The following is a 22,912-nucleotide window of genomic DNA, read 5'->3' on the forward strand; positions in this document are numbered from 1 at the left end:
TTTATGTATACAATGACGAAACAACGTCCAGGGAGGTGCGAGTCGTGCGAGCCAGTGACCGCGCCTACGCGACCCTCCTCCGCGAGATTCAGGACGGCATCCTTCCGCCCGGCGCAGTTCTGGCGGAGGTCGAGCAGTCCACCCGGCTGGGCGTCAGCCGCACCCCCCTCCGCGAAGCACTGGGCCGGCTCGCCGCCGACGGCCTCGTCGTGCAGCAATCACCGCGGGTGACCGTGGTCGCGGCGATCGACACCGCCGACATCCGTGCCCTCTTCGAAGTGCGCCGCGCGCTCGAAGAGACGGCCGCACGCCTCGCCGCCGAACGGGGAGATGCGGCGACCTTCGCCGAGCTCGCGCGTCGTTTCGGCGACGCGGACCTCACGGGGAGCGGCGATGTCGAGGACTATTACGGGCTCATCGCACGCTTCGACCGTCAGCTCGACGACGCGGTTGCCAACGAGTTCCTCACCGCCGCGCTCCGAAACGTCCGCACGCACCTGGTGCGCGTCAGGCGCCTCGCGCGCGACAACCCCGACCGACTCGCGGCGTCCGCCGCCGAGCACCGTCTCATCGCCTCTGCGCTCGCGGCGCGCGATGCCGATCTCGCCGCCCACGCGACGCACGTACACCTGCACAATGCCCTGCAGAGCGCGCTCGCCAACATCCCCGACTCCTCTCCGGAAGGCACCTCATGACACAGCTCCACCACGTTCGCGTCCACCGCAGCGACGAGAACCTCGCCCGCGAAGGCCAGTTGGCCTGGAAGATCGCCCAGGTCGCCACCGACCCGGTGGCGGTCGAGCCCGAGGTCGTCGACATGATCATCAACCGTGTGATCGACAACGCCGCCGTCGCCGCGGCGTCGCTGACCCGCGCCCCGGTGAGTGCCGCGCGGCAGCAGGCCCTCGACCACGCCGTCTCGGCGAACGGAAGCGGGGCAACGATCTTCGGATGCGCGATCGAGCGCCGGACGAGCCCCGAGTGGGCGGCGTGGGCGAACGGCGTCGCCGTCCGTGAGCTCGACTACCACGACACCTTCCTCGCCGCCGAGTACTCGCATCCGGGTGACAACATCCCGCCCATCGTCGCGGTCGCGCAGCACGTCGGCGCGGATGGCGCCGCGCTCGTCCGCGGACTCGCGACGGGGTACGAGATCCAGATCGACCTGGTGCGTGCGATCTCGCTGCACAAGCACAAGATCGATCACGTCGCCCACCTCGGCCCCTCGGCAGCCGCGGGCATCGGCACGCTGCTCGACCTCGACGCCGACACCATCTACCAGGCCGTCGCGCAGGCGCTGCACACGACCACGGCCACGCGGCAGAGCCGCAAGGGCGAGATCTCGACATGGAAGGCGCACGCCCCGGCCTTCGCCGGCAAGATGGCGGTCGAGGCCGTCGACCGTGCGATGCGCGGTGAGACGAGCCCGTCGCCCATCTACGAGGGCGAGGACGGCGTGATCGCGTGGCTCCTCGACGGAAAGGATGCGTCGTACGACGTTCCGCTCCCCGCTCCGGGTGAGGCCAAGCGCGGCATCCTCGATTCGTACACGAAGGAGCACTCGGCCGAATACCAGGCGCAGGCCTGGATCGACCTGGCTCGCAAGCTCCACGAGGCCCGCCCCGAGCTGGCCGACGCCGCGATGATCGAGAGCATCGTGCTGCACACGAGCCACCACACGCACTATGTGATCGGCTCGGGGGCGAACGACCCGCAGAAGTACGACCCCACGGCCTCCCGCGAGACCCTCGACCACTCGATCCCGTACATCTTCGCCGTCGCGCTCCAGGACGGCGGATGGCACCACGTCGATTCGTATACCCCCGAGCGCGCCCAGCGCCCCGACACCGTGGCGCTGTGGCAGAAGATCACGACCGCCGAGGACGCCGAGTGGACCCGCCGCTATCACTCCGAGGATCCGAACGAGAAGGCCTTCGGGGGACGCGTCGTGATCACCCTCACGGATGGCACGGTCATCGAGGACGAGATCGCGGTGGCCGACGCGCATCCGCTCGGCGCCCGCCCGTTCGCGCGCGCGGACTACGTGCGCAAGTTCCGCCTGCTCGCCGAGCCTGTGCTCGAGGCGGCCGAGATCGAGCGGTTCCTCGCTCTTGCCGAGCGGCTGCCCGAGTTGACCGCGGACGAGGTTCGGGAACTCACGATCGTCGCGAAGCCGGGTGTGCTCGAGTCTGCCCCGGCCCCGAGGGGGCTCTTCTGATGGCGACCGTGAGCACAACGTCGCAGATCCGTGCCACAGCGCGCTCGACCGCGCCCCGATCGACCGCCTCGAAAGCCGAATGCCGACGTTGTGCACGCGACGCCGCGGAGGGAAGCCGCTGATGCTGTACGCCACGACCCCGGCCGCCGAGAAGCGCCGCCTGTTCCGCGAGCGCCTCGCCACGGGCGAGCTGCTGCGCTTCCCCGGCGCGTTCAACCCCCTGAGCGCCCGGCTGATCGAGCGCAAGGGCTTCGAGGGCGTCTACATCTCGGGCGCCGTCCTCGCCGCCGATCTCGGGCTACCCGACATCGGGCTCACGACCCTCACCGAGGTCGCCGGGCGGGGTCAGCAGATCGCCCGGATGACCGAGCTGCCCGCGATCATCGACGCCGACACGGGGTTTGGCGAGCCGATGAACGTCGCCCGCACGATCCAGACGCTCGAGGACGCGGGCCTGGCCGGCGCCCACATCGAGGACCAGATCAACCCGAAGCGCTGCGGGCACCTCGACGGCAAGGCCGTCGTCGACGAGAACACCGCGATCAAGCGCATCCGAGCCGCGGTGGATGGACGCCGCGACCCGAACTTCCTGGTGATGGCGCGCACGGACATCCGCGCCGTCGAGGGGATGGACGCCGCGATCGACCGCGCGAAGGCGCTCGTCGACGCGGGCGCCGACGCGATCTTCCCCGAGGCGATGCGCACGCTCGAGGAGTTCGCGGCGATGCGGGCCGCGGTCGACGTGCCGATCCTGGCCAACATGACCGAGTTCGGCAAGAGCGAGCTCTTCTCGAGCAACCAGCTGCGGGACGTCGGCGTGAACATCGTCATCTGGCCCGTATCGTTGCTGCGCATCGCGATGGGCGCGGCGGGTCGCGCCCTCGACACGCTGAACGATGAGGGGCACCTCGCCGGAAAGCTGGACGAGATGCAGCACCGCGCCGACCTGTACGACCTGATCGACTACGAGCAGTACAACCGTTTCGACACCAGCGTCTTCAACTTCACCATCACGAAGGAGTGACCATGACCGATATCGACATCAAGAAGGGCCTGGCCGGAGTCACGGTCGACTACACGGCCGTCAGCAAGGTCAATCCCGAGACGAACTCGCTGCTGTACCGCGGCTACCCGGTGCAAGAGCTGGCGGCGACCCAGCCGTTCGAGGCGGTCGCCTACCTGCTGTGGCACGGAGAGTTGCCGGATGCCTCGCAGCTCGCCGAGTTCGAGACGTTCGAGCGCTCGCAGCGCGACCTCGACGAGAACGTGAAGCGGGCGATCGACCTGCTGCCCCTCGACTCGCACCCGATGGACGTCGTGCGCACCGCGGTCTCGATGTTCGGCGCGGCCGCGGCGGACGTCGCCGACAACTCGCCCGCCGCTGACCTGGCGAAGGCGAAGCTGCTGTTCGCCAAGATCCCGGCCATGGTCGCCTACGACCAGCGCCGCCGCCGCGGGCAGGAGCTGGTGCCGCCGCGCGCCGACCTGGACTACTCGCGCAACTTCCTCTGGATGACGTTCGGCGAAGAGCCCGACGAGGTCGTCGCGCACGCGTTCAACGTGTCGATGATCCTGTACGCCGAGCACTCGTTCAACGCTTCCACGTTCACCGCGCGCGTGATCACGAGCACGACGGCCGACCTGTACTCGGCGGTCGTCGGCGCGATCGGTGCGCTCAAGGGCGCGCTGCACGGCGGAGCGAACGAGGCGGTCATGCACATCTTCGACGAGATCGGCAGCGCCCAGAACGTCGTGCCGTGGCTCGACGACGCCCTCGCCAACAAGAAGAAGATCATGGGTTTCGGGCACCGCGTCTACAAGAAGGGCGATTCGCGCGTCCCGACCATGAAGACGGCGCTCGACACCCTCATCGAGCACTACGGCGCGACCGACCTCGCGGCGCTCTACGACGCGCTCGAGAGCGAGTTCGTCTCCCGCAAGGCCATCTACCCGAACCTGGACTACCCGTCCGGGCCGTCGTACCACCTGATCGGATTCGACACCCCCACCTTTACGCCGCTGTTCGTCGCCTCACGCGTGACGGGCTGGACCGCGCACATCATCGAGCAGACCGCCTCCAACGCCCTCATCCGCCCGCTGTCGGCGTACAACGGGGTCGACGAGCGTCACATCGAGGGCTATGTGCCGAGCGAGGCCGAGCTCGCGGTCGCCGAGCGGGCGGCCGAGGCCGGCTGAGCGAGGTCCCCCGCCGGCACGGCTGATGCCGCGGGGGAAGACGGGGTCCGCCGAATAGACTCGAGCGGAAGGAGTGGGCCCCATGAAGATGCCGCTGCCGTTCACCCGCACGGCATGGCCGGGGGTCGCGGCGTCGAATCGGGCTGCCCGCCGACCAACGACGCAGCCGCCGCCCCGCCGCATTCGCGGTCTGACGCGTGGCCAGTGGTTGCTCGCCGTCACCGGCGGCGCCATCGCGGTTCTCTTCGCGACGGGCATGATCATCGCGCTGGCCCGCTGGATCGTGAGCCTCGACGAGGTCCGGGCGTTCCTGGCGACCTATCCCGGCGCGTACGCGCCGACGGTGGCCGTCGCGCCGGGCTTTCCCGCGTGGGCGCAGTGGCAGCACTTCTTCAATGTCTTCCTGATGGTGCTGATCATCCGCACGGGGTGGCAGGTTCGCACCGAGAAGCGTCCGGCCGCGTTCTGGTCGCCGCGTTCCAACAAGAAGCGCCGCATCAGCCTGAACCTGTGGTTCCACAACGCCCTCGACCTGCTGTGGTTCGTCAACGGCGTGATCTTCGTGGTGCTGCTGTTCGTGACCGGGCATTGGGTGCGCCTCGTGCCGACGAGCCTCGAGGTCTTCCCGAACGCCCTCTCGGCGGCGCTGCAGTACGTGTCGCTGAACTGGCCGACCGAGAGCGGCTGGGCGAACTACAACAGCCTGCAGCAGCTGGCGTACTTCACGACGGTGTTCGTCGCGGCGCCGCTCGCCGCCGTCACGGGAGTGCGGATGTCGGGGGTCTGGCCGAAGAACACCGCCACCCTGAACCGGGCTTTCCCGATCGAGTGGGCGCGGGCCCTGCACTTCCCGGTGATGCTGTACTTCGTGGTGTTCATCGTCGTGCACGTCACCCTCGTCTTCGCGACCGGGGCGCTGCGCAACCTCAACCACATGTACGCCGGAAACGATGGGCTCGGCTGGGCCGGTTTCTGGATCTTCGCCGCCTCGACGGCCGTGATCGTCGCCGCGTGGGTCGCGGCGCGTCCCGTCGTGATCGTGCCCATCGCCCGCTTGTTCGGCAAGGTCAAGTCCCGCTGACGTCGCCCGCCGCCACAGGGTGTTTCGCCGCAGATGGGTGTTTCGGCGGCGAGGGTCGGCGGCCGGCCCGTCCGGGGGTTATCCCCCCGAGGAGTTTCCGGATGCCTCGGGCGCGCGCCGCGCAGGCCCAGGCCTACCGTGGACCTATGTCCAGCACAGCCCTGACCGCCCCGGCCACCGCCGCACCCAGCCGGTCGCCCATCGCCTCACCGGGGCGTGTGTCGCTCTCGGCCCTCCACCTCGTCACCCTCGGCATTGTCGGTCCGGTCGTCTTCACGATCCTGATCACCCTGCTGAGCGTCGGCCTGAGCCTCGTGCTCGTCGTCGGCATCGGCCTGATCTTCCTGCTCGCGTTCGTCTACTCGCTCTTCGCGATCGGATGGCTCGAGACGGCGCGCATCGACGGCCTCTACGAACTCGGCCTTCCCGCCCGTCGCGCCCGAAGGAGCGCCAAGACCGGGTTCGGCGGGTTCCTCCACACGATCTGGCTCCAGTTCATCGACGCGGGGATGTGGCGCGCCGTTGCGAACGCCGCGATCGCAACGGTTCTCGGCCTGATCGTGCTGGGATTCCTCGGATTGCTCACCTCGGGAGTCGTGCTGGCGTTCGCGCCCCTCTTCGCGGACGTCGAAACGGTTCCGCTCGGCAACACGGGCGTCGAGGTCGGCGTCGCGTGGGCCGTTCCCACCGGCATCATCGCGGCGATCTTCTCACTCGCGGCGATCGTGGGCCTGGCCATCCTGCAGGGGGTCATCGCGCGGTCGATCCTCGTTCCCTCCCGCGAGGCGCAGCTCGTCGAGGCCGCACGCACCTCCAACGTGCAGCGCGCGGGTGCCGTTCGGGCGGCCGAGGTCGAGCGGACGCGGATCGAGCGCGACCTGCACGACGGGGTTCAGCCCCGGCTCGTCTCGGTCGGCATGACCCTGGGGCTCGCCCAGCAGAAGGTCGACGACGACCCGGCGGCCGCGAAGGCGCTCATCGCCGAGGCGCACACGTCGACCAAGGCGGCGATCACCGAGCTGCGGCAGCTCGCCCGAGGCATCCACGCCTCCGTCCTCGACGATCGCGGCCTCGACGCGGCACTGTCGGCCCTCGCCTCGCGCTCGCACATCCCGGTCGTGCTCGACGTGCGCCTGACCGCGCGATGCAGCAAGACGGCCGAGGCCGCCGCCTACTTCGTCATCGCCGAGTCGCTGACCAACGCCGCCAAGCACTCACGTGCGAGCGAGGTGCGAGTTCTCGTCCGCGAACGCGAGGGCGGGATGCTGTGGGCCCGCGTCGAAGACAACGGCATCGGCGGTGCGCACGTCACCCCGGGCGGGGGCATCGACGGCATCTCGCAGCGGGTGATCGGGGCGGGCGGTTCGTTCCGCCTCGACAGCCCGGCCGGCGGACCGACGACCGTAGAGGTGAGTGTGCCGTGCGCATCCTGATCTGCGAGGACTCGGTCCTGCTGCGCGAGGGACTCGTGCGACTGCTCGAGGATGCCGGTCACACCGTCGTCGCGGCCCTTCCCGACGCGGCAGAGCTGGATGAGCGGGTGGTGACGGATGCGCCGGAGCTCTGCATCCTGGACGTCCGGCTGCCGCCGACGTTCACCGATGAGGGCATCCGCGCCGCGCTGCGCCTGCGCGCGGCGCACCCCGATCTGCCGGTGCTCGTGCTCTCGCAGTACGTCGAAGAGCGCTACGCGACCGACCTGATCGCGGGGGAGGGCGGGGCCCTGGGTTACCTGTTGAAGGACCGCGTGGCCGATGTCACCGAGTTCCTCGAGACGGTGGCCCGCATCGGCGCCGGAGCCACCGTGTTCGACCCCGAGGTCGTCGCGCAGCTGCTCGGGCGTCGTCGCCGGGACGAACGGATGCGCCGGCTCACCGAACGCGAACGCTCGGTGCTCTCGCTCATCGCCGAGGGCAACTCGAACCAGGCCATCGCCCGTGCGCTGCACGTCAGCGAGGGCAGCGTCGAGAAGCACATCACGGCCGTCTTCCAGAAGCTCGATCTCGAGCAGGACGATTCCGGCAATAGGCGCGTGCTGGCCGCACTCGCCCACATCGAACACGGCACCCCCGCGCACCGCGGCGACACCAACTTTGGGGACGCCCCCCAGACAGGAGCACTCCGATGACCGACCAGCTCACACCCCCGGCCCCTCCCGCGCCGCCCGCACCCCCGACGGGGCCCGAGAACGGATCCGGCCCGGTCCCGCGGCCAGCCGCGCAATCGACCGCACAATCGGCCAAGGTGGTGGCGATCCTCACCGCGTCGCTCGGTGGGGTGATCGCCCTCGCGCTCGTGGGAAGCACCGTGATCTCGACGATCGCGTCCGCCTCGGTCCGCACCGAGACCCAGGTCGTCGACGCCGCCGGTGTCGACGAGCTCGATATCGACGTATCGGCGGGGTCGCTCCGCATCGACTACGCGGACGTCGACGCGGCCTCGCTCGACGTCACCGGCGGGTGGGGCAGCGCCCGGTGGACGCTCGAACGCGACGAGGATCAGCTCGTCGTGTCGTCGCCCGATTGGGCCTTCGGTGGAGCCTGGCTCTTCGGCGGCAACGTCCGCGCCACGCTGACGCTGCCTCGCGAACTCGAGAACAGGGCGCTCGACGCCCAATTCACCGTCTCGGCCGGTGATCTCGACGCATCGGGTCGTTACGGCGAGCTCGATGTCGAGCTCGGGGCCGGCGCGGTCAACGTCTCGGGTGCGGCGCGCACGGTGAGTGCGGACATCAGCGCCGGACGCGCAGACCTCGATCTGACCGATGTCCAGACCGCCGAGCTCACCCTCAGCGCGGGTCGACTCGACGGTCGATTCGACGGGTCGCAGCCGCGGCTCGTCGAGGTGAACGTCAGCGCGGGATCGCTGAACCTGGCCCTGCCCGAGGGCGCCTACGACCTCACGTCGAGCGTCTCGGCCGGCCAGCTCGACAACCGCCTGGACACCTCGGCCTCGGCTTCGAGTCGTATCGCGGTGGAGCTGTCGGCGGGTCAGATCATCCTGCGCAGCGCCGACTGAACTCAGCGGACGAAGCGGACTTCGGTGATCGTCTCACCCAGGAACGGCTCCTCGTGCGAGACGCCGTCGAGGGTGAATCCGTTGCGGTGATAGAACCGGTGGGCGCGGGGATTGTCGTCCGCGACCCAGAGGTACGCGCGCTCGTTCTCGGGAACGACGGCGTCGAACAGGCGCTGTCCGATGCCGGTCCCGTGCCAGGCCGCCAGTAGGTAGAGGAAGTACAGCTCGCGCGGACGCGGGGCGTCGTCGTCACGGGCGGGGCCCGCCCCGGCGAAGCCGACGATCTCGCCGTTCACGAGGGCGGCGTACTGCACGTAGTCGGGGCCCTGGTTCATCCAGTGCGTCCACAACTCGGCCATGCGGCGAGCGGACACACTTTCGAGCGCGGCCCGGCTGATCAGGTGGTCGTAGGTCTCGTGCCAGCAGGTGGCGTGGACCCGACCGAGGGCCTCGGCATCAACATCACGGACGGGGCGGACGACGACGTCGGTCTGGAGCTCTGCTTCCATGGCGAGACTCTACGTCAGCCTCTCGCGCGGGGGAAATCGGAGGTGCGCGACTCCCGCCGAGAGGCTGACCTCGCGGGCCGAACTGTCGGAAGTCCACAACGGATCCCCGATTGTGATGGGTGAAGGGGTACCGTCACGCTTCGTGAATGTGATCTGGCGCACGCTTCTCGTCATGCTCGCCGCGCGTCGTCGGTTGCGCCGCGACGGGCTCCTTCCGCCGACGACGGTCGGACGCATCCGTCTGCGAACGCTCCCCACCGATATCGATGTGCTGCGGCACATGAACAACGGCCGGTATCTGTCGCTCTTCGACCTCGGACGCTGGGACCTGCTCGTCCGCACGGGGCTCGCCGACGCGATGCGCACGCACGGCTGGTACGCGGTGGTCTCGAGCGAGACGATCACCTTCCGCAAGTCGCTCGACCTGTGGCGCCGCTTCACGCTCGAGTCGCGCCTGATCGGCCACGACGACCGCGCCATCTACCTCGAGCACCGGGCCGTCGTGGACGGTGAGATCTATGCGCGCGCGATCATCCGCGCCCGCATGCTCAAGCGGTCGGGCGGATCCTTGGGGCACGAGGAGCTGTTCGCCGCCGTCGGGCGCCCGGAGGGTCTGCCCGAGGTTCCGGACTGGGTGCACGAGTGGGCCGCGGCATCCGCTCTGCCCTCACCGCGCGCCGAGGCACCCAGCGACTGGGGATAGCGGGCGTCCGCAGATCGACGCGCCGGGCTGAGCCGGGCCGCTCCGAGGGCGCGGACGTAGGCTGAGGAAATGCCGCCTCTCGAGCCGAATCACGCGTCGCCGGGGCACGCGGACACCCGCGAAGCCGAGGCCGTCCGTCTGGCCGAGAAGTGGGTCGCGGAGTCCGCCGAGAGCACGGTCGATCCCTCCGCGCGGCGGCTGGCCGGAATTCTGGGCGACCGCAACGGCCTGCCCTTCACCGTGGGGTTCGTGGACGGCGTCATGCGCCCCGAGAGCCTCGTCGCCGCCGCATCCCATCTTCACCGCGTCGCCCCGCTCGTCCCCGAATTCCTGCCGTGGTATCTGCGCGCCGCCGTCCGCGTCGGCGGTCAGATCGCGCCCGGGCTACCGGCCCCGGTCGTACCCATCGCGCGGCGCGTGCTGCGCGAGATGGTCGGGCACCTGGTCGTCGATGCACGCCCCGCGAAGCTCGGCCCGGCGATCCAACGGTTGCGGGCCGACGGTGCCCGTCTGAACCTCAATCTGCTCGGCGAGGCCGTGCTCGGCGAGGGTGAGGCGCGACGGCGTCTCGAAGGCATCCACGAACTGATCCTCAGGCCGGACGTCGACTACGTGTCGGTGAAGGTCTCGGCGATCGTGTCGTCCGTCTCGCTGTGGGCGTTCGATGACACGGTCGACCGGGTCGTCGAGCGTCTGCTGCCCCTGTATCTGAGCGCGGTCGCGGATGGCACCTTCATCAATCTCGACATGGAGGAGTACCGCGATCTCGACCTGACGATCGCGGTGTTCACGCGGCTGCTCGAGGACCCCCGCCTGGCATCGCTCGAGGCGGGCATCGTGCTGCAGGCCTACCTGCCCGACGCGCTGCCCGCCCTACGCGAGCTGACGGCGTGGGCCCGCGTCCGTGTCGCCGCGGGAGGGGCGCGCATCAAGGTGCGGCTCGTGAAGGGCGCGAACCTCGCCATGGAGCGGGTCGACGCAGCCCTGCACGGCTGGACGCTCGCGACCTATGACAGCAAGCTCGACACCGACGCCAACTACGTGCGCTGCCTCGACGAGGCGCTTCGCCCCGAAGCGACCGCCGCCGTGCGACTGGGCGTCGCCGGGCACAACCTCTTCGACGTCGCGTACGCGTGGTTGCTCGCCGGCGAGCGCGGGGTGCGTGACGACGTCGACATCGAGATGCTGCTCGGGATGGCGCAGGCGCAGGTCAAGGCGGTCGAGCGCGAGGTCGGTCGCGTGCTGCTCTACGTTCCCGTCGTCCGGCCGGACGAGTTCGACGTCGCCATCAGCTACCTCGTCCGTCGACTGGAAGAGAGCGCGTCGAGCGAGAACTTCCTCTCGGCCGCGTTCGATCTCGATCACGACCCCGCGCTCTGGCAGCGCGAGCGGGCACGCTTCGGATCCTCGATCGCCCGGGCATCCAAGGCATCCCTCGCCGTCGGTCCGCGTCGTCGCCCGCGGGCCGACGTCTCGACCCGGCCCCCGGTCGACTCCGGTGACGTCGATCTGGACGAAACGCTCCCGGCGATCCGCCGCCCCGCACTCGGCGGGCCGAACGCCGAGCCCGATGCCGGGCTCACGCAGGTCGTGCTCGGAATCGCGGAAGGGGCCAACGCGGGCACGCTCGGCGAAACCGCTGCCCCCGCACCCTCGCCCTTCCGTTTCGGCGACGACCTCGTCGAGACCGCCGTCTACGCACCGCGCGAGAAAGGGGCGGATGTCCCGGCGCTCGGTTTCGCCAACGCCCGATTCGCGAACGCCCGGGACTCCGACCCGTCGCTGCCCGAGACCCGTTCCTGGGCGGCTGGGGTCCTGGCCCGCGTGCCCGGGTCTGAGGCGGGTATCCGCACGATCCTCGCCGCCCGGCTCGACTCCGAGACCCGGCTCGACGAACTCGTCGCCCGCACGCGCGAGGCCGGGGCGGCGTGGGGGGCGCGTCCGGCGGCGGACCGGGCCGCGGTCCTGACGAGGGCGGCATCCGTCCTCGAGGCGCGTCGCGGTGACCTGATCGAGGTCGCCGCGGCCGAGACGGGAAAGATCTTCGCCGAGGCCGACGTCGAGGTGAGCGAGGCCGTCGACTTCGCGCGCTATTACGCCGCGTCCGCGCACGAACTCGACGCCGTCAGCGGTGCGGTCTTCGTCCCCGCGCGGCTGACGCTCGTCACACCGCCGTGGAATTTCCCGCTCGCCATCCCGGCGGGCGGCGTGCTGGCGGCGCTCGCCGCGGGGTCCGCTGTGGTCTTCAAGCCCGCGCCCCAGGCGCGCCGCTGCGCCGCCGTGCTGGCGGACGCGCTGTGGGATGCCGGGGTGCCGCGCGATGTGCTCGCGCTCGCGGACATCGACGAGGGCGGCCTCGGTCGCCAGCTCGTGGCGCACGACGGCGTGGATCGTGTCATTCTGACCGGCTCGTGGGAGACGGCCGCGCTGTTCCGCTCGTGGCGCCCCGACCTGCCGCTGCTGGCCGAGACGAGCGGCAAGAACGCGATGATCATCACGCCGACGGCGGATCTCGACCTGGCGGCGCGCGACCTCGTCCGCAGCGCTTTCGGGCATGCGGGCCAGAAGTGCTCGGCGGCGAGCCTGGCGATCCTCGTCGGGCCGGTCGCGCGGTCCCGGCGCTTCGCCCGGCAGCTCGTCGACGCGACCGCCTCACTCCGCATCGGGATGCCAGAGGACCCGCGGTCCGACGTCGGCCCCCTCATCGAGCCGCCGACGGGCAAGCTCGCGTGGGCGCTGACGACGCTCGACGACGGCGAGCGCTGGCTCGTGCAGCCCCGGCCCCTCGATGACGAGCGACGCCTGTGGACCCCCGGCATCCGTACCGGCGTGGAAGACGGGTCACGCTTCCACCGCGAGGAGTTCTTCGGACCGGTGCTCGGGATCATGCGCGCACGGTCGATCGAGGACGCGATCGAGCTGCAGAACGCCGTCGACTACGGACTGACCGCGGGGCTCTACACGCAGGACCCCGCGGACCTGGAGCGTTGGCTCGAGAGCGTCGAGGCGGGCAATCTGTACGTCAACCGTGGGATCACGGGAGCGATCGTGCGGCGTCAGCCTTTCGGCGGGTGGAAGCGGTCCTCCGTGGGTGCTGGCACGAAGGCGGGTGGGCCGAACTACCTCATCGGGCTCGGGTCGTGGCGTCCCTCGGCGGGTGGGGCGCGCTCGGCGTCGCTGCACCTGCGGGGACTCGACTCGCGGCTGACCGCGATCATCGAGGCCGCACAGGCCACGCTCGACTACGAGGCCTTCGAATGGCTGCGACGGGCGGCGCTGTCCGACGCGATCTCGTGGGACCGGGAGTTCGGTCAGGTCCGCGACGTCTCGCGGCTGGGTGTCGAGCGCAATCTCTTCCGCTACCGGCCCGTGCCCGTGGCCGTGCGCGCGACGGGCGATGCCGACTGGCGCGCCGTGTTGCGGGTGATCCTCGCGGGTGTCCGCGCCCGTTCGCGCTTCTCGCTGAGCGCCCCGGTTGCCCTGCCGCCGGCCGTGCGGCGCGTTCTCTCGGAACTGAACGTGGACGTGCGTGTCGAGACCGACGCGCAGTGGATCGAGCGGATGGCTGTCCGCCCCGTCGGCGGGTCCGCCCGGTCGGCCGCCACGGCGGACGATGCGCCCCCCGCGCCCGAAACGCGGGCCCGCCTGATCGGATCACCGGCCGCCGTCGTGTCGCTGCGCACAGCGCTCGCCGAAGCCACCGGCGGCAATCCCGACCTCGCCGTGTACACGGATGAGGTGACGACGGCGGCTCGCATCGAGCTGCTGCCGTTCCTGCACGAACAGTCGATCTCGATCACGGCGCACCGGTTCGGTACGCCGGACCCGTGGAGCGAAGCCGTCATCTAGCATCAGCGGCGGAAGCGGACGAACGGTCGGATGCTTCGGACGCCTGGTCGGGCGCCGGCCCTCGGACTCTGCGAGGCTCGAACCGTGACATCGACCCCATCCGTCCCCACCGCTTCCGTTCCCACCGCATCGCCCTCGACCGGATCGAACCCGAACGTCGCGCCCGGGCGCTTCCGCGTGCGCTACGGCGCTCTCGTCGTTGCGATGATGCTCAGCTTCGTCCTCGTGACGGCCGAGTTCCTGCCGAACGGCCTGCTCACCGACATCGCGGCCGGGCTGGGGGTCACGCCGGGTCAGGCGGGACAGATGGTGACGGTGACGGCGCTCGTGGGCCTCTTCGTCGCGCCGACGATCGGTCTGATCTTCCCGCGCCTCGACCGGCGGAACCTGCTGGTCTGGCTGGCGCTCTCGGCCGCTCTGTCCAACGCGATCGTCGCCATCGCGCCCAACCTGCTGCTCGTGCTGGCGGCGCGGTTCCTGCTCGGGGCCGCGATCAGCGGATTCTGGGCCATGTCGATTGCGGTCGCCGCACGTCTCGCCGGCCCCGACAACGTCGGCCGCGGTGTCATGTTCACATCGGCCGGGGTCTCGCTCGCGACAGTAGCCGGGGTGCCGATCGGCGTGCTGATCGGCGAGGCCTTCGACTGGCGGGTCACGTTCGCCGTCTGCGCGGCCGTGACGGGTCTGCTCGCGATCGTGCTGGCGCTGGTGGTGCCGTCGATCCCCGCCGCGACGTCGGCCAGCATCGCGCAGCTGATCGACACGATTCTCCGTCCCGGCGTGGCACTCGGCTTGGCGGGTCACCTTCTGGTCGTCCTGGGGCACTTCATCGCGTACTCGTACGTCCGCCTGGCGCTCGAGCGGATGCCGGATGCCGATGCCACCACGATCGTCGTCCTGCTGGGACTCTTCGGCCTGGGCGGGCTGGTCGGCAACGTGATCGTCGGGATGATCGTCGACCGCACGTACGCGGTGCTGTGCGTCGGCGTGCCCGCCGTGATCGCCCTGATGCTCGCCGGGATGATCGGTCTGTCCGGCTCGATCGTCGCGATCGGCGTCGTCTCCTTCGTCTGGGGCGGCCTGTTCGCGTCCTGGCTCATCATCGTCAACACCTGGGTCGGACACCGGATGCCCGATCGGCTGGAGCCGGGCGGTGGGCTCGTCGTCGTCGGCTTCCAGCTCGCGATCGCCGTCGCCGCGGGCGTCGGCGGCCTGCTGGTCGACGCGAGCGACGTCGTCGCGGTGTACGGCGTGGGGATCGTGGCGCTGCTGGTCGGCGCGGTCCTCTTCGGGCTCGCGAACCGCGTCCCGCGGGCCTCCCGCTCGGTGAACGCTCCCTCCGCGCGCTGAGCGAAACCACGCCCCCGACGAATGGGTGCGCTCTCCCGGGGTCGTCGTTGCGGCCGGACGTTCGCTCAACGACCGAGCGGTGCTGCGATCGTGCCCCGCTGCATCGCGACCCACGTCGAGGGGGTGACGCCGATGTGCTCGCGGAAGCGCCGGCTGAACCCCTCGGTCGAGGCGTATCCGAGTCCGGCGCCGACCTCGGCGACGGATGCCCCCGCGCCCAACATCCGCATGGCGAGGGCCATGCGGGTCTGCGTCACGAACCGGGCCGGAGAGACCCCGTAGTGCTCGCGGAACGCCGCCGCGAATGCCGAGCGTGACATCGCGCCGACGCGCGCGAGAGTGTCGACCGTCCAGGCGCGCCCCGGGTCCGCATCGACGGCGGCGACGACCCGGTCGAGGTGCGGATCACGGTCCGCGGTCGGCCAGCCCCGGGGTGCGCACCCGAGTTCGAACCACACGCGGATGACCTCGAGCAGGAGCATCCGATGCATGAGGAGGCAGATGACCGGATTGCCCGGGCGCGCGACGCCGCTCGGCTCGCCCAGGTGCTGCGCCAGTTCGCCCGCTGCCGGGCCGCGCTCGCGGAAGCCGACCACGGCGAGCATCGAGGGCAGGGCCGCGGCGTGGCGCAGGGATGTCTCGGCCAGTCGCAGGTGCGAGACCACCACGTGGGCGTCGTCGAGGGATTCGAGGTGCAGCACGTCGTCACCGCAGGTGAGGAGCGCGTCGCCGGCGCTCAGGATCTCGTCTGCCCGATGGGTGATGCTCGGGCGCGTGACACAGGCGGTCGCGACCGCGCGCTGCGAGAAGCGCACGGTGCCCTCCAGCACGACGATCAGGGTCATGCCGTCCGTCGCGGTGTGGTGCGCTCCACGTTCCAGCCTCAGGCGGACGGATTCGGCCTCGGTCACCTCGAGCCCGGAGAGCACCTGCGCGAGGCCCTCGGGCTCATTCGACAGATGCGCCGCGGCCTCGTTCGTCCGATGCATCGACACGAGAGCGAGAACCGTCGTGCGGCCGTGGACATTCCCGCGTCCGAGCTCTGCGCCGAATCCGCTCATCCCTGCGCCCGCGACGCTGAGCCTTCGGATAGATAAGGAAATTATCTTTCTAGACCTCGCCCCGTTCACGCATCACGATGTGTGTGGGGGGATGAGGACGCCGTCCGGATTCGGGCTCGACGGCGGGTCTCTCTCGTTGAGTGATCAGCGCACCCCGGCCGCCCGCAATCTGAGCCGGGCGGCCGGGGTGCGCGGTCCTCGGGCGATCGTGGCCTTCGCGGACGCGAGCTTTCGGCCGGGCGAACGGCTATTCGTCCACGGGAACGGTGAAGCCCTCGATCATGCCGAGGATGCTGAGGCCGAACAGCGTCCACTGCCCGCTCGGAACCTCTGCGCCCTCGGGGACCTCGTACATCGGGTGATTCAGACCCTCCGCGGCGCGAATCGCGAAGCCCTCACCGAGCGCCGCCATCGCCTCGGTGAAGTCCACGATCGTCAGCGGCTCACGCATCCGGCGCCCGTAATGCCGCATCAGGGCTCCGTAGAGACCGGCGAATGCGTCGATCGAATCGCGATGACGCACCGCGCTCGCCGCGCGCAGCTCGGGCCACGCACCCGCGGCCGTTCGCAACGCGAGCGCGGTGATGAAGGCGTGCGAGTCACGGGACTCGGGTTCGAGATGGAACTTCGACGAGTAGGTGACCTGGTCGAGCGCCGCCGCACGGACGACCTCTACGAGCGGTCCGTTCGCGGCGAGGATGTCGCGGATCGCGATGTTCGCGCTCGTGACGGGCGGGGCGAAGCGCACGCCGACCATCGCCACCGCGAGGTCGCGATGGAAGTCGTCCTGGTCTGTCCAGATCCGGTAGGCCGCGCCGGTCGTCAGGCCGACGATGCGCAGCACCTCCTGCAGGCGGACGTGCTGCACGCCCGCGGTGACCCCGCGCTCGAGCAGCAGCTGGATGGCGGCCTCGAGGATGAGGCTGCGGGTTTCGTCAGCGGTACGGCGCGTCATGCCCCTACCCTGGCAGGACTCCGCCGCGATAGGCTCCGACTTCTGGATATGTAAACAAAACTTGACACGGCCGTCGGGTCTCGTTAGCGTGGCCAATGTCAATAATTCCTGACATTGGAGTGGATCGTGGTCTACGAAGAACGCAACACCTGGGTCGGGCTCATCGTCAGCGTGGTGGGGCTGACGGTCTATGTGCTGCTCGTGTTGCAGCAGGCGGGGGAGGGGCCACTGACCGATGTCGTGTGGTGGCCGATCATGCTGTGGACGATCCTCGGCAGCATCGTCGCATCGATCGTGATCAGCATCCTCTGGGGGATCCTCGCCGGAGTGCGTGATCGTGACGGCGTCGGGAAGTCCGATCAGCGCGACCGGGACATCGCTCACATGGGCGGCCGGGTCGGCCAGGCGTTCCTGGTGATCGCGGGACTCGGCGTGATCGTGCTGTGCGCCCTCGAGGCGGACTGGTTCTGGATCGCGAACACGATGTTCTTCGGTTTCGCCCTCTCGGCGTTCGTCGGCGGGTTGGCGAGCGTCATCGCCTACCGGCGGGGACTTGCCTGATGGTCAAGCCCACGCGCGTGACCAACTCCATCCGCGCCATCCGCGAGGGGGCCGGGCTCACGCAGGCCGAGCTCGCGGCGCGGATCGGGGTGACGCGACAGACCCTGATCGCCATCGAACAGGGCAAGTATTCGCCGAGTCTCGAGCTCGCGTTCCAGATCGCACGCGTCTTCGGGGTCGGCCTCGACGACGTCTTCCAGTACCCGGCCGATCACGCGGTGAAGGAGCAATCATGACGGATGCAGTGGACACCTCTTCCATGGCCGCCTGGTGGCAGTCCGCGTACGGCGGTCCCGAGGTCGTGAAGCGCGAGCGGACGCCTGTGCCCGAGCCGGGCGCGGGCGAGGTGCTGCTGCGGGTGCGGGCAACGGCGCTGCATGCCGGTGACGTGCACGTCATGCGCGGGGAACCCGTGTTGGTGCGGGCGTTCTTCGGGCTCCGTCGGCCGCGGATCGCGACACGGGGCATGGATGTCGCCGGAACTGTCGTCGGCCTCGGGCCCGGGGTGGCGGGGCTCGCGGTGGGCGACGAGGTCGTCGGCGAGATACCCGGCGGTGGGCTGGCCGAGTACGTGATCGCACCGGCCGCGCGGGTTGTGGCACGGCCGGAGTCGATCGATGCGGTGACCGCGGCCGCCGTGCCCGTCTCTGCGGGTACGGCGTGGCAGGCTCTCGATCTTGCGGGCGATCGGGCGGGTTCGGGCCGCCGGGTGCTCGTCATCGGCGCGAGCGGCGGGGTCGGTACCTACACGGTTCAGCTCGCCGCCCTCCGCGGTGCCGAGGTCTGGGCGATCTGCGGTGCCCGCAACGAGCGGCTGGTCGCCGACCTCGGCGCGATACGCACGTTCGACTACGCGCGCGTGGACGCCGGAGCATCGCCGCCAGAATTGCCCGCGGCATCCTTCGACGCCGTCATCGACATCGTCGGCGCGGCACCGTTACGTGCGCTCCGCCGACTGGTGGCGCCCGGGGGGTGCGTCGTGATGGTGTCGGGCGAGGGCGGGCGAATCCTCGGCCCGATCGGGAGGATGCTGCGCGCCGGGCTGCTCTCGCTGGGTCGCGGCCCCCGACTCCAGCCGCTCGCGGCGACGGCGAAGCCCGCGATCACCCGGCAGCTGCTCGCGCTCGTGGGGGAGGGCCGGTTGCACCCCGTGATCGAGCGGACGTATCCCCTGTCCGACGCGGGAGCGGCGCTCGCGCACGTCGACGCGCGCCACACGGTCGGCAAGGTCGTCGTCACGGTGCCCTGAGCTGCCGTCCCCGCTCGCGAGAGGACGCCAACATGCCGTGAAGCCTCGCGCCCGCGCGGCATGTTGCGTCGTCTCGGCGGGATGTTGCGGTGTGCCGGGCTGTCGCGCTGGTGGGGTGGTGATCGCGCTCCACCGCCCGGGGTGAGAGAATGCCCGTGGCGTGTTCGAGTCGACCTTTCCTCGCAGTTCCCCCGGGAGCCCGAGTCGAAGGGCCGCCGAACCTCAGGACAGCGTCCGCCGCACCTCTACCCCAGGAGCAGAGATGTCGACGCACCCCGTTTCTCCCGCAACAGTCCCCGCAGACGAGCCCACGACCCAGACACCGGATGCAGGCCGCACCGCGCAGCACCGCCGGTACCTGATGTGCCGGCCGGATCACTTCACGGTCAGCTACAGCATCAACCCCTGGATGCGGCCGGAGCGGCCCACCAACACCGAGACGGCCCTGCGGCAGTGGCAGACCCTTTATGACACGTACATCTCGCTCGGGCACGAGGTCGAGCTGATCGATCCCGTTCCGGGCCTGCCCGACATGGTCTACACGGCCAACGGCGGATTCCTGATCGACGGCATCGCGTACGGCCCGAAGTTCCGGTTCGCCGAGCGTGCGCCCGAGGGAGCGCACTTCGACGCCTGGTTCGCCGCCCACGGGTTCGCACTCGTCGAGGCCGTCGAGGTCAACGAGGGCGAGGGCGACTTCCTCCTCGTCGGCGATACGATCCTCGCAGGCACCGGCTTCCGCTCGACCGGCGACAGCCACCGCGAGGTCGGCGAGGTCTTCGGACGCGAGGTCGTGAGCCTGACGCTCACGGACCCGCGGTTCTACCACCTCGACACCGCGATCGCCGTGCTCGATCCCGTGCAGGGAGCCGAGCGGGGAGGACCCGATCACGCGAACATCGCCTACCTGCCGCAGGCGTTCGATGCCGCGAGCCAGGCGATCCTCGCCGAGCGCTACCCCGACGCGATCCGCGTCTCGGAGGCCGACGGAGACGTCTTCGGGCTGAACTCGGCCAGCGACGGCCTGAACGTGCTGATCTCGCCGCGGGCCACCGGCTTCGAGGCCCAGCTGCGCGAGCGGGGCTACAACCCGATGCTGATCGACCTGTCCGAACTGCTGCTGGGCGGCGGCGGTATCAAGTGCTGCACGCTGGAACTGCGCGGCGCGGACGAGCAGAGGGGACGACGGTCATGACGAATCTCGACACCGCGAGCATCCGGGTGGTGACGCTCGAAGACGAACACCTCGCCCACAACTACCACCCGCTGCCGGTCGTGATCGCGCGGGGCGAGGGCGCGTGGGTGACGGATGTCGAGGGCAAGCGTTACCTCGACCTGCTGTCGGCCTACTCGGCGCTCAACTTCGGCCACGGGCATCCGGCGATCCTCGAGGCCGCGCGCGAGCAGCTCGGGCGCCTGACGCTGACGAGCCGGGCGTACCACAACGACCGGCTCGGGCCCTTCGCCGCCGCCCTCGCCGATCTCGCCGGCAAGGACATGGTCTTGCCGATGAACACGGGCGCCGAGGCCGTCGAGACGGGCATCAAGGTCGCGCGGGCGTGGGGGTATCGCGTCAAGGGCATCGCCCCGGATGCCGCGACCATCATCGTCGCCGACGGCAACTTCCACGGCCGCACGACGACGATCGTCGGCTTCAGCGACGATCCGCAGGCGCGCAGCGACTTCGGGCCGTTCGCGCCGGGCTTCGTGAGCGTCCCCTTCGGGGACGCCGCCGCGATCGAGGCCGCGATCGACGAGAACACCGCGGCCGTGCTGATCGAGCCGATCCAGGGCGAGGCGGGCGTCATCGTCCCGCCCGAGGGATACCTCCGCGCGGTGCGCGAGATCACCGAGCGCCACGGGGTCCTGATGATCGCGGACGAGATCCAGTCGGGTCTGGGCCGCGTCGGCACGACCTTCGCCTGCGATCGCGAGGGTGTCGTGCCCGACGCGTATCTGCTCGGCAAGGCGCTCGGCGGAGGCGTCCTGCCCCTCTCGGCGGTTGTGGCGAACGCCGACGTGCTGGGCGTCATCCGGCCCGGTGAGCACGGATCGACGTTCGGCGGCAACCCGCTCGCCGCCGCCGTGGGCCTGCGGGTGGTCGAGATGCTCGAATCGGGCGAGTTCCAGGAGCGCGCCCTGGCGCTCGGTGAGCACCTCGGAGCGCGGCTCGAAGACCTGGTCGGCTCGGGCGTCACGGCGATCCGCCGGGCGGGGCTGTGGGCCGGCGTCGACATCGATCCGGCCGTCGGCACGGGGCGCGACATCGCCGAGCGTCTGCTCGCGCGCGGCGTGCTCGTGAAGGACACGCACGGGCAGACGATCCGGATGGCCCCGCCGCTCGTGGTGCGCGCGACCGAGCTCGACTGGGCGGTCGAGCAGCTGCGGGTCGTGCTCGCCGACTGACGCCTTCCGGTTCATGCTCGACATCGAGTGCGCCGCTTACTCGCGAGCCCGCCGGTGACCTACCGCGTGGAACGGGCTATCTCGGTGACAACCGGCGCACTCGGCGGGTCGCGCAGCCTCGACGAGTGAGACTCAGCTGACGCGGATGCTCAGCTCATCCCAGCCCGTCGCCCCATCGGGCACGACGCCCTGCACGTCGCTCGTCTGCGTCTCGCCATCGACGTTCGTCGCGCGGCAGCGGATCGTGTGCTCGCCGGATGTCGCGGCCCACGTCAGGCTCCACTGCACCCACGTGTCGTCCGAGATCGCGGTGGCGAGCGTCGCGTCCTGCCAGTCGCCGCCGTCGATCTGGACCTCGACACCCGAGACCCCGACGTGCTGCTGCCAGGCGACCCCGGCGATCACGGTGTCACCCGCCGCGAGCACCGAGCCGGTGCGGGGGACGTCGATGCGCGACTGCAGCTTGACCGGGCCCCGTTCGGACCATCCGCGGTCGGTCCAGTAGGCGGTCGCGTCCGCGAAGGTGGTGACCTCCATCTCGACGACCCACTTCGTCGCCGACACGTAGCCATACAGGCCCGGAACCACCATGCGCACCGGGAAGCCGTGCTCGGCGGGCAGCGGCTGCCCGTTCATCCCGACCGCGAGGATGGCGTTGCGATCGTCGGTCAGCGCCTCGATCGGGCTGCTGGCCGTGAATCCGTCGACCGACCGCGACAGCACCATGTCTGCACCCGCTTTCGGGCGCGCGCGTTCGAGCAGTTGGCGGATCGGATAGCCGAGCCACAGAGCATTGCCGATCAGATCGCCGCCCACCTCGTTCGAGACGCAGGTCAGGGTCGTCACGCTCTCTTCCAGGGGCAGCGCGAGCAACTCATCCCAGCCGATCGTGACCTCTTGCTCCACCATGCCGTGGATGCGCAGCGACCACTCCGCGGGGTCGACCTGCGGCACGATCAGGGCCGTATCGATGCGATAGAACCGGTCGTTCGGGGTGATGACGGGCGTCAGCCCCTCGATGTTCAGCTCGGCACCGGCCGGGACCGGTGCGGCCGTCGTCGAGGGGGTCGGCAGGCGGATGGCGTCACGGACGGCCGTCGCGGCCCGACTCCCGGCACGCGCCGCGCTCGAGCCGAGGGCGGCGAGTGCGCCGATGGCCGCCGCGCCACCGCTCCAGATGAGGAACGAGCGGCGATCCGGCTCAGACGTGCGCGTCGGCGCCTGGCGAGTCGTCGCGTCATCCGCCGCATCCGTCGCGCTGGCGGTCGAGCGCGCGGGCAGGCGCCGGATGAGCATGCCGAGCGCGATGGCCGCGGCCGCGGCCGAGACCACCGAGGGGACCCACGACGCTCCGGTGGCGTTTGCCCGCGTCATCGCGGCCACCGCCCCGAACGCCCCGAGCGCGAGGACGATCACGCGACCCCACGGTGGTCGTCGTGCCTCGAGCAGTCCGGCCGCCGCGGCGATGAGGGCGAGGACGATCGCGATCCCGGTCAGAAGGGCGATCTTGTCGAGCGTGCCGAACAGCGCGATCGCGAGGTCCTTGGCCCACGGCGGGGCGAGGTCGATCATGAGCGAGCCGATGCTCGCGGTCGGGCTCGCCGTGGGCGAGAAGATCGCCGCCGCCAACTCGCCAAGTCCGGCGCCGAACGCGACCGCCGCGACGCCCGCCCATCCTGCCGATACGCGGCCCGGCGCGCGGTCGCTGTGCGTCATGGTGAGAGCTTACGTGCGGTTTCGCGGGGCTGGGCGGTGC

Annotated in this window: 20 protein-coding genes; 16 read left to right on the top strand and 4 right to left on the bottom strand. The window is 70.4% G+C overall.

What is annotated here, in order from left to right:
• The first annotated feature begins 44 nt into the window (after positions 1 to 44).
• The 8 genes from CGU35_RS17755 to CGU35_RS17790 all read left to right on the top strand — a co-directional run bounded on the left by CGU35_RS17755 (position 45) and on the right by CGU35_RS17790 (position 8,513).
• Positions 45 to 695 carry a GntR family transcriptional regulator gene (locus CGU35_RS17755; protein WP_100812863.1) on the top strand — a complete coding sequence of 217 codons (651 nt, stop codon included), beginning with the start codon at positions 45 to 47 and terminating at the stop codon, positions 693 to 695.
• Positions 692 to 2,218, top strand: a complete 1,527-nt coding sequence (locus CGU35_RS17760) for an MmgE/PrpD family protein (RefSeq protein ID WP_100812772.1) — start codon at positions 692 to 694, stop codon at positions 2,216 to 2,218. The genes CGU35_RS17755 and CGU35_RS17760 overlap by 4 nt, the downstream gene beginning before the upstream one ends.
• Before the next feature lie 121 nt (positions 2,219 to 2,339).
• Positions 2,340 to 3,242, top strand: a complete 903-nt coding sequence (gene prpB, locus CGU35_RS17765; RefSeq protein ID WP_100812864.1) for a methylisocitrate lyase — start codon at positions 2,340 to 2,342, stop codon at positions 3,240 to 3,242.
• Positions 3,243 to 3,244: 2 nt separating this feature from the next.
• Entirely contained in the window at positions 3,245 to 4,414 is a 1,170-nt protein-coding gene (locus CGU35_RS17770) for a bifunctional 2-methylcitrate synthase/citrate synthase (RefSeq protein WP_100812773.1), read from the top strand.
• Between the two features lie 82 nt (positions 4,415 to 4,496).
• On the top strand, positions 4,497 to 5,495 hold the full coding sequence (locus tag CGU35_RS17775; RefSeq protein WP_100812774.1) for a cytochrome b/b6 domain-containing protein: 999 nt from the start codon (positions 4,497 to 4,499) through the stop codon (positions 5,493 to 5,495).
• A gap of 146 nt (positions 5,496 to 5,641) precedes the next feature.
• A complete protein-coding gene (locus tag CGU35_RS17780; RefSeq protein WP_100812775.1) occupies positions 5,642 to 6,928 on the top strand; it encodes a sensor histidine kinase in 1,287 nt (428 codons plus the stop codon).
• Positions 6,916 to 7,623, top strand: a complete 708-nt coding sequence (locus CGU35_RS17785) for a response regulator transcription factor (protein WP_100812776.1) — start codon at positions 6,916 to 6,918, stop codon at positions 7,621 to 7,623. The genes CGU35_RS17780 and CGU35_RS17785 overlap by 13 nt, the downstream gene beginning before the upstream one ends.
• Positions 7,620 to 8,513: a hypothetical protein gene (locus CGU35_RS17790; RefSeq protein WP_100812777.1), complete on the top strand. Its 894-nt coding sequence runs from the start codon at positions 7,620 to 7,622 to the stop codon at positions 8,511 to 8,513. The genes CGU35_RS17785 and CGU35_RS17790 overlap by 4 nt, the downstream gene beginning before the upstream one ends.
• A gap of 2 nt (positions 8,514 to 8,515) precedes the next feature.
• On the opposite strand, the gene CGU35_RS17795 is transcribed toward CGU35_RS17790, so the two are convergent.
• On the bottom strand, positions 8,516 to 9,022 hold the full coding sequence (locus tag CGU35_RS17795; protein ID WP_100812778.1) for a GNAT family N-acetyltransferase: 507 nt from the start codon (positions 9,020 to 9,022) through the stop codon (positions 8,516 to 8,518).
• Positions 9,023 to 9,164: 142 nt separating this feature from the next.
• On the opposite strand from CGU35_RS17795, the gene CGU35_RS17800 reads away from it, so the two are divergent.
• From CGU35_RS17800 to CGU35_RS17810, 3 genes are all read left to right on the top strand, one after another.
• A complete protein-coding gene (locus CGU35_RS17800) occupies positions 9,165 to 9,725 on the top strand; it encodes a thioesterase family protein (RefSeq protein WP_100812865.1) in 561 nt (186 codons plus the stop codon).
• A gap of 69 nt (positions 9,726 to 9,794) precedes the next feature.
• Positions 9,795 to 13,574, top strand: coding sequence for a proline dehydrogenase family protein (locus tag CGU35_RS17805; protein WP_100812779.1), 3,780 nt, complete (start codon positions 9,795 to 9,797; stop codon positions 13,572 to 13,574).
• Positions 13,575 to 13,658: 84 nt separating this feature from the next.
• Positions 13,659 to 14,924, top strand: a complete 1,266-nt coding sequence (locus tag CGU35_RS17810; protein WP_232711387.1) for an MFS transporter — start codon at positions 13,659 to 13,661, stop codon at positions 14,922 to 14,924.
• 65 nt (positions 14,925 to 14,989) lie between these two features.
• Here the strand turns inward: CGU35_RS17810 and CGU35_RS17815 are convergent, their stop codons facing one another.
• Both CGU35_RS17815 and CGU35_RS17820 read right to left on the bottom strand, forming a co-directional pair.
• Complete coding sequence (locus CGU35_RS17815) at positions 14,990 to 15,985, bottom strand: helix-turn-helix transcriptional regulator (RefSeq protein WP_100812781.1); 996 nt, start codon at positions 15,983 to 15,985, stop codon at positions 14,990 to 14,992.
• A 247-nt stretch (positions 15,986 to 16,232) separates the two neighbouring features.
• The gene (locus tag CGU35_RS17820) at positions 16,233 to 16,940 is read right to left on the bottom strand and encodes a hypothetical protein (RefSeq protein WP_100812782.1); all 708 of its coding nucleotides are present in this window, start codon (positions 16,938 to 16,940) and stop codon (positions 16,233 to 16,235) included.
• Between the two features lie 126 nt (positions 16,941 to 17,066).
• Between CGU35_RS17820 and CGU35_RS17825 the strand changes: the two genes are divergently transcribed.
• The 5 genes from CGU35_RS17825 to rocD all read left to right on the top strand — a co-directional run bounded on the left by CGU35_RS17825 (position 17,067) and on the right by rocD (position 21,156).
• Positions 17,067 to 17,501 carry a hypothetical protein gene (locus tag CGU35_RS17825; protein WP_100812866.1) on the top strand — a complete coding sequence of 145 codons (435 nt, stop codon included), beginning with the start codon at positions 17,067 to 17,069 and terminating at the stop codon, positions 17,499 to 17,501.
• The gene (locus CGU35_RS17830; RefSeq protein ID WP_100812783.1) at positions 17,501 to 17,737 is read left to right on the top strand and encodes a helix-turn-helix transcriptional regulator; all 237 of its coding nucleotides are present in this window, start codon (positions 17,501 to 17,503) and stop codon (positions 17,735 to 17,737) included. Before CGU35_RS17825 ends, CGU35_RS17830 begins: the two co-directional genes overlap by 1 nt.
• The gene (locus tag CGU35_RS17835; RefSeq protein WP_100812784.1) at positions 17,734 to 18,750 is read left to right on the top strand and encodes an NAD(P)-dependent alcohol dehydrogenase; all 1,017 of its coding nucleotides are present in this window, start codon (positions 17,734 to 17,736) and stop codon (positions 18,748 to 18,750) included. The genes CGU35_RS17830 and CGU35_RS17835 overlap by 4 nt, the downstream gene beginning before the upstream one ends.
• Before the next feature lie 262 nt (positions 18,751 to 19,012).
• The gene (gene ddaH, locus CGU35_RS17840; RefSeq protein WP_100812785.1) at positions 19,013 to 19,945 is read left to right on the top strand and encodes a dimethylargininase; all 933 of its coding nucleotides are present in this window, start codon (positions 19,013 to 19,015) and stop codon (positions 19,943 to 19,945) included.
• Positions 19,942 to 21,156: an ornithine--oxo-acid transaminase gene (gene rocD, locus CGU35_RS17845; protein WP_100812786.1), complete on the top strand. Its 1,215-nt coding sequence runs from the start codon at positions 19,942 to 19,944 to the stop codon at positions 21,154 to 21,156. Before ddaH ends, rocD begins: the two co-directional genes overlap by 4 nt.
• 132 nt (positions 21,157 to 21,288) lie before the next feature.
• Here rocD and CGU35_RS17850 read toward each other — a convergent pair whose 3' ends face one another.
• Complete coding sequence (locus CGU35_RS17850) at positions 21,289 to 22,872, bottom strand: molybdopterin-dependent oxidoreductase (RefSeq protein WP_100812787.1); 1,584 nt, start codon at positions 22,870 to 22,872, stop codon at positions 21,289 to 21,291.
• Positions 22,873 to 22,912: the final 40 nt, after the last annotated feature.

It is taken from the genome of Microbacterium sp. BR1, assembly GCF_002812725.1.
GTDB lineage: Bacteria > Actinomycetota > Actinomycetes > Actinomycetales > Microbacteriaceae > Microbacterium.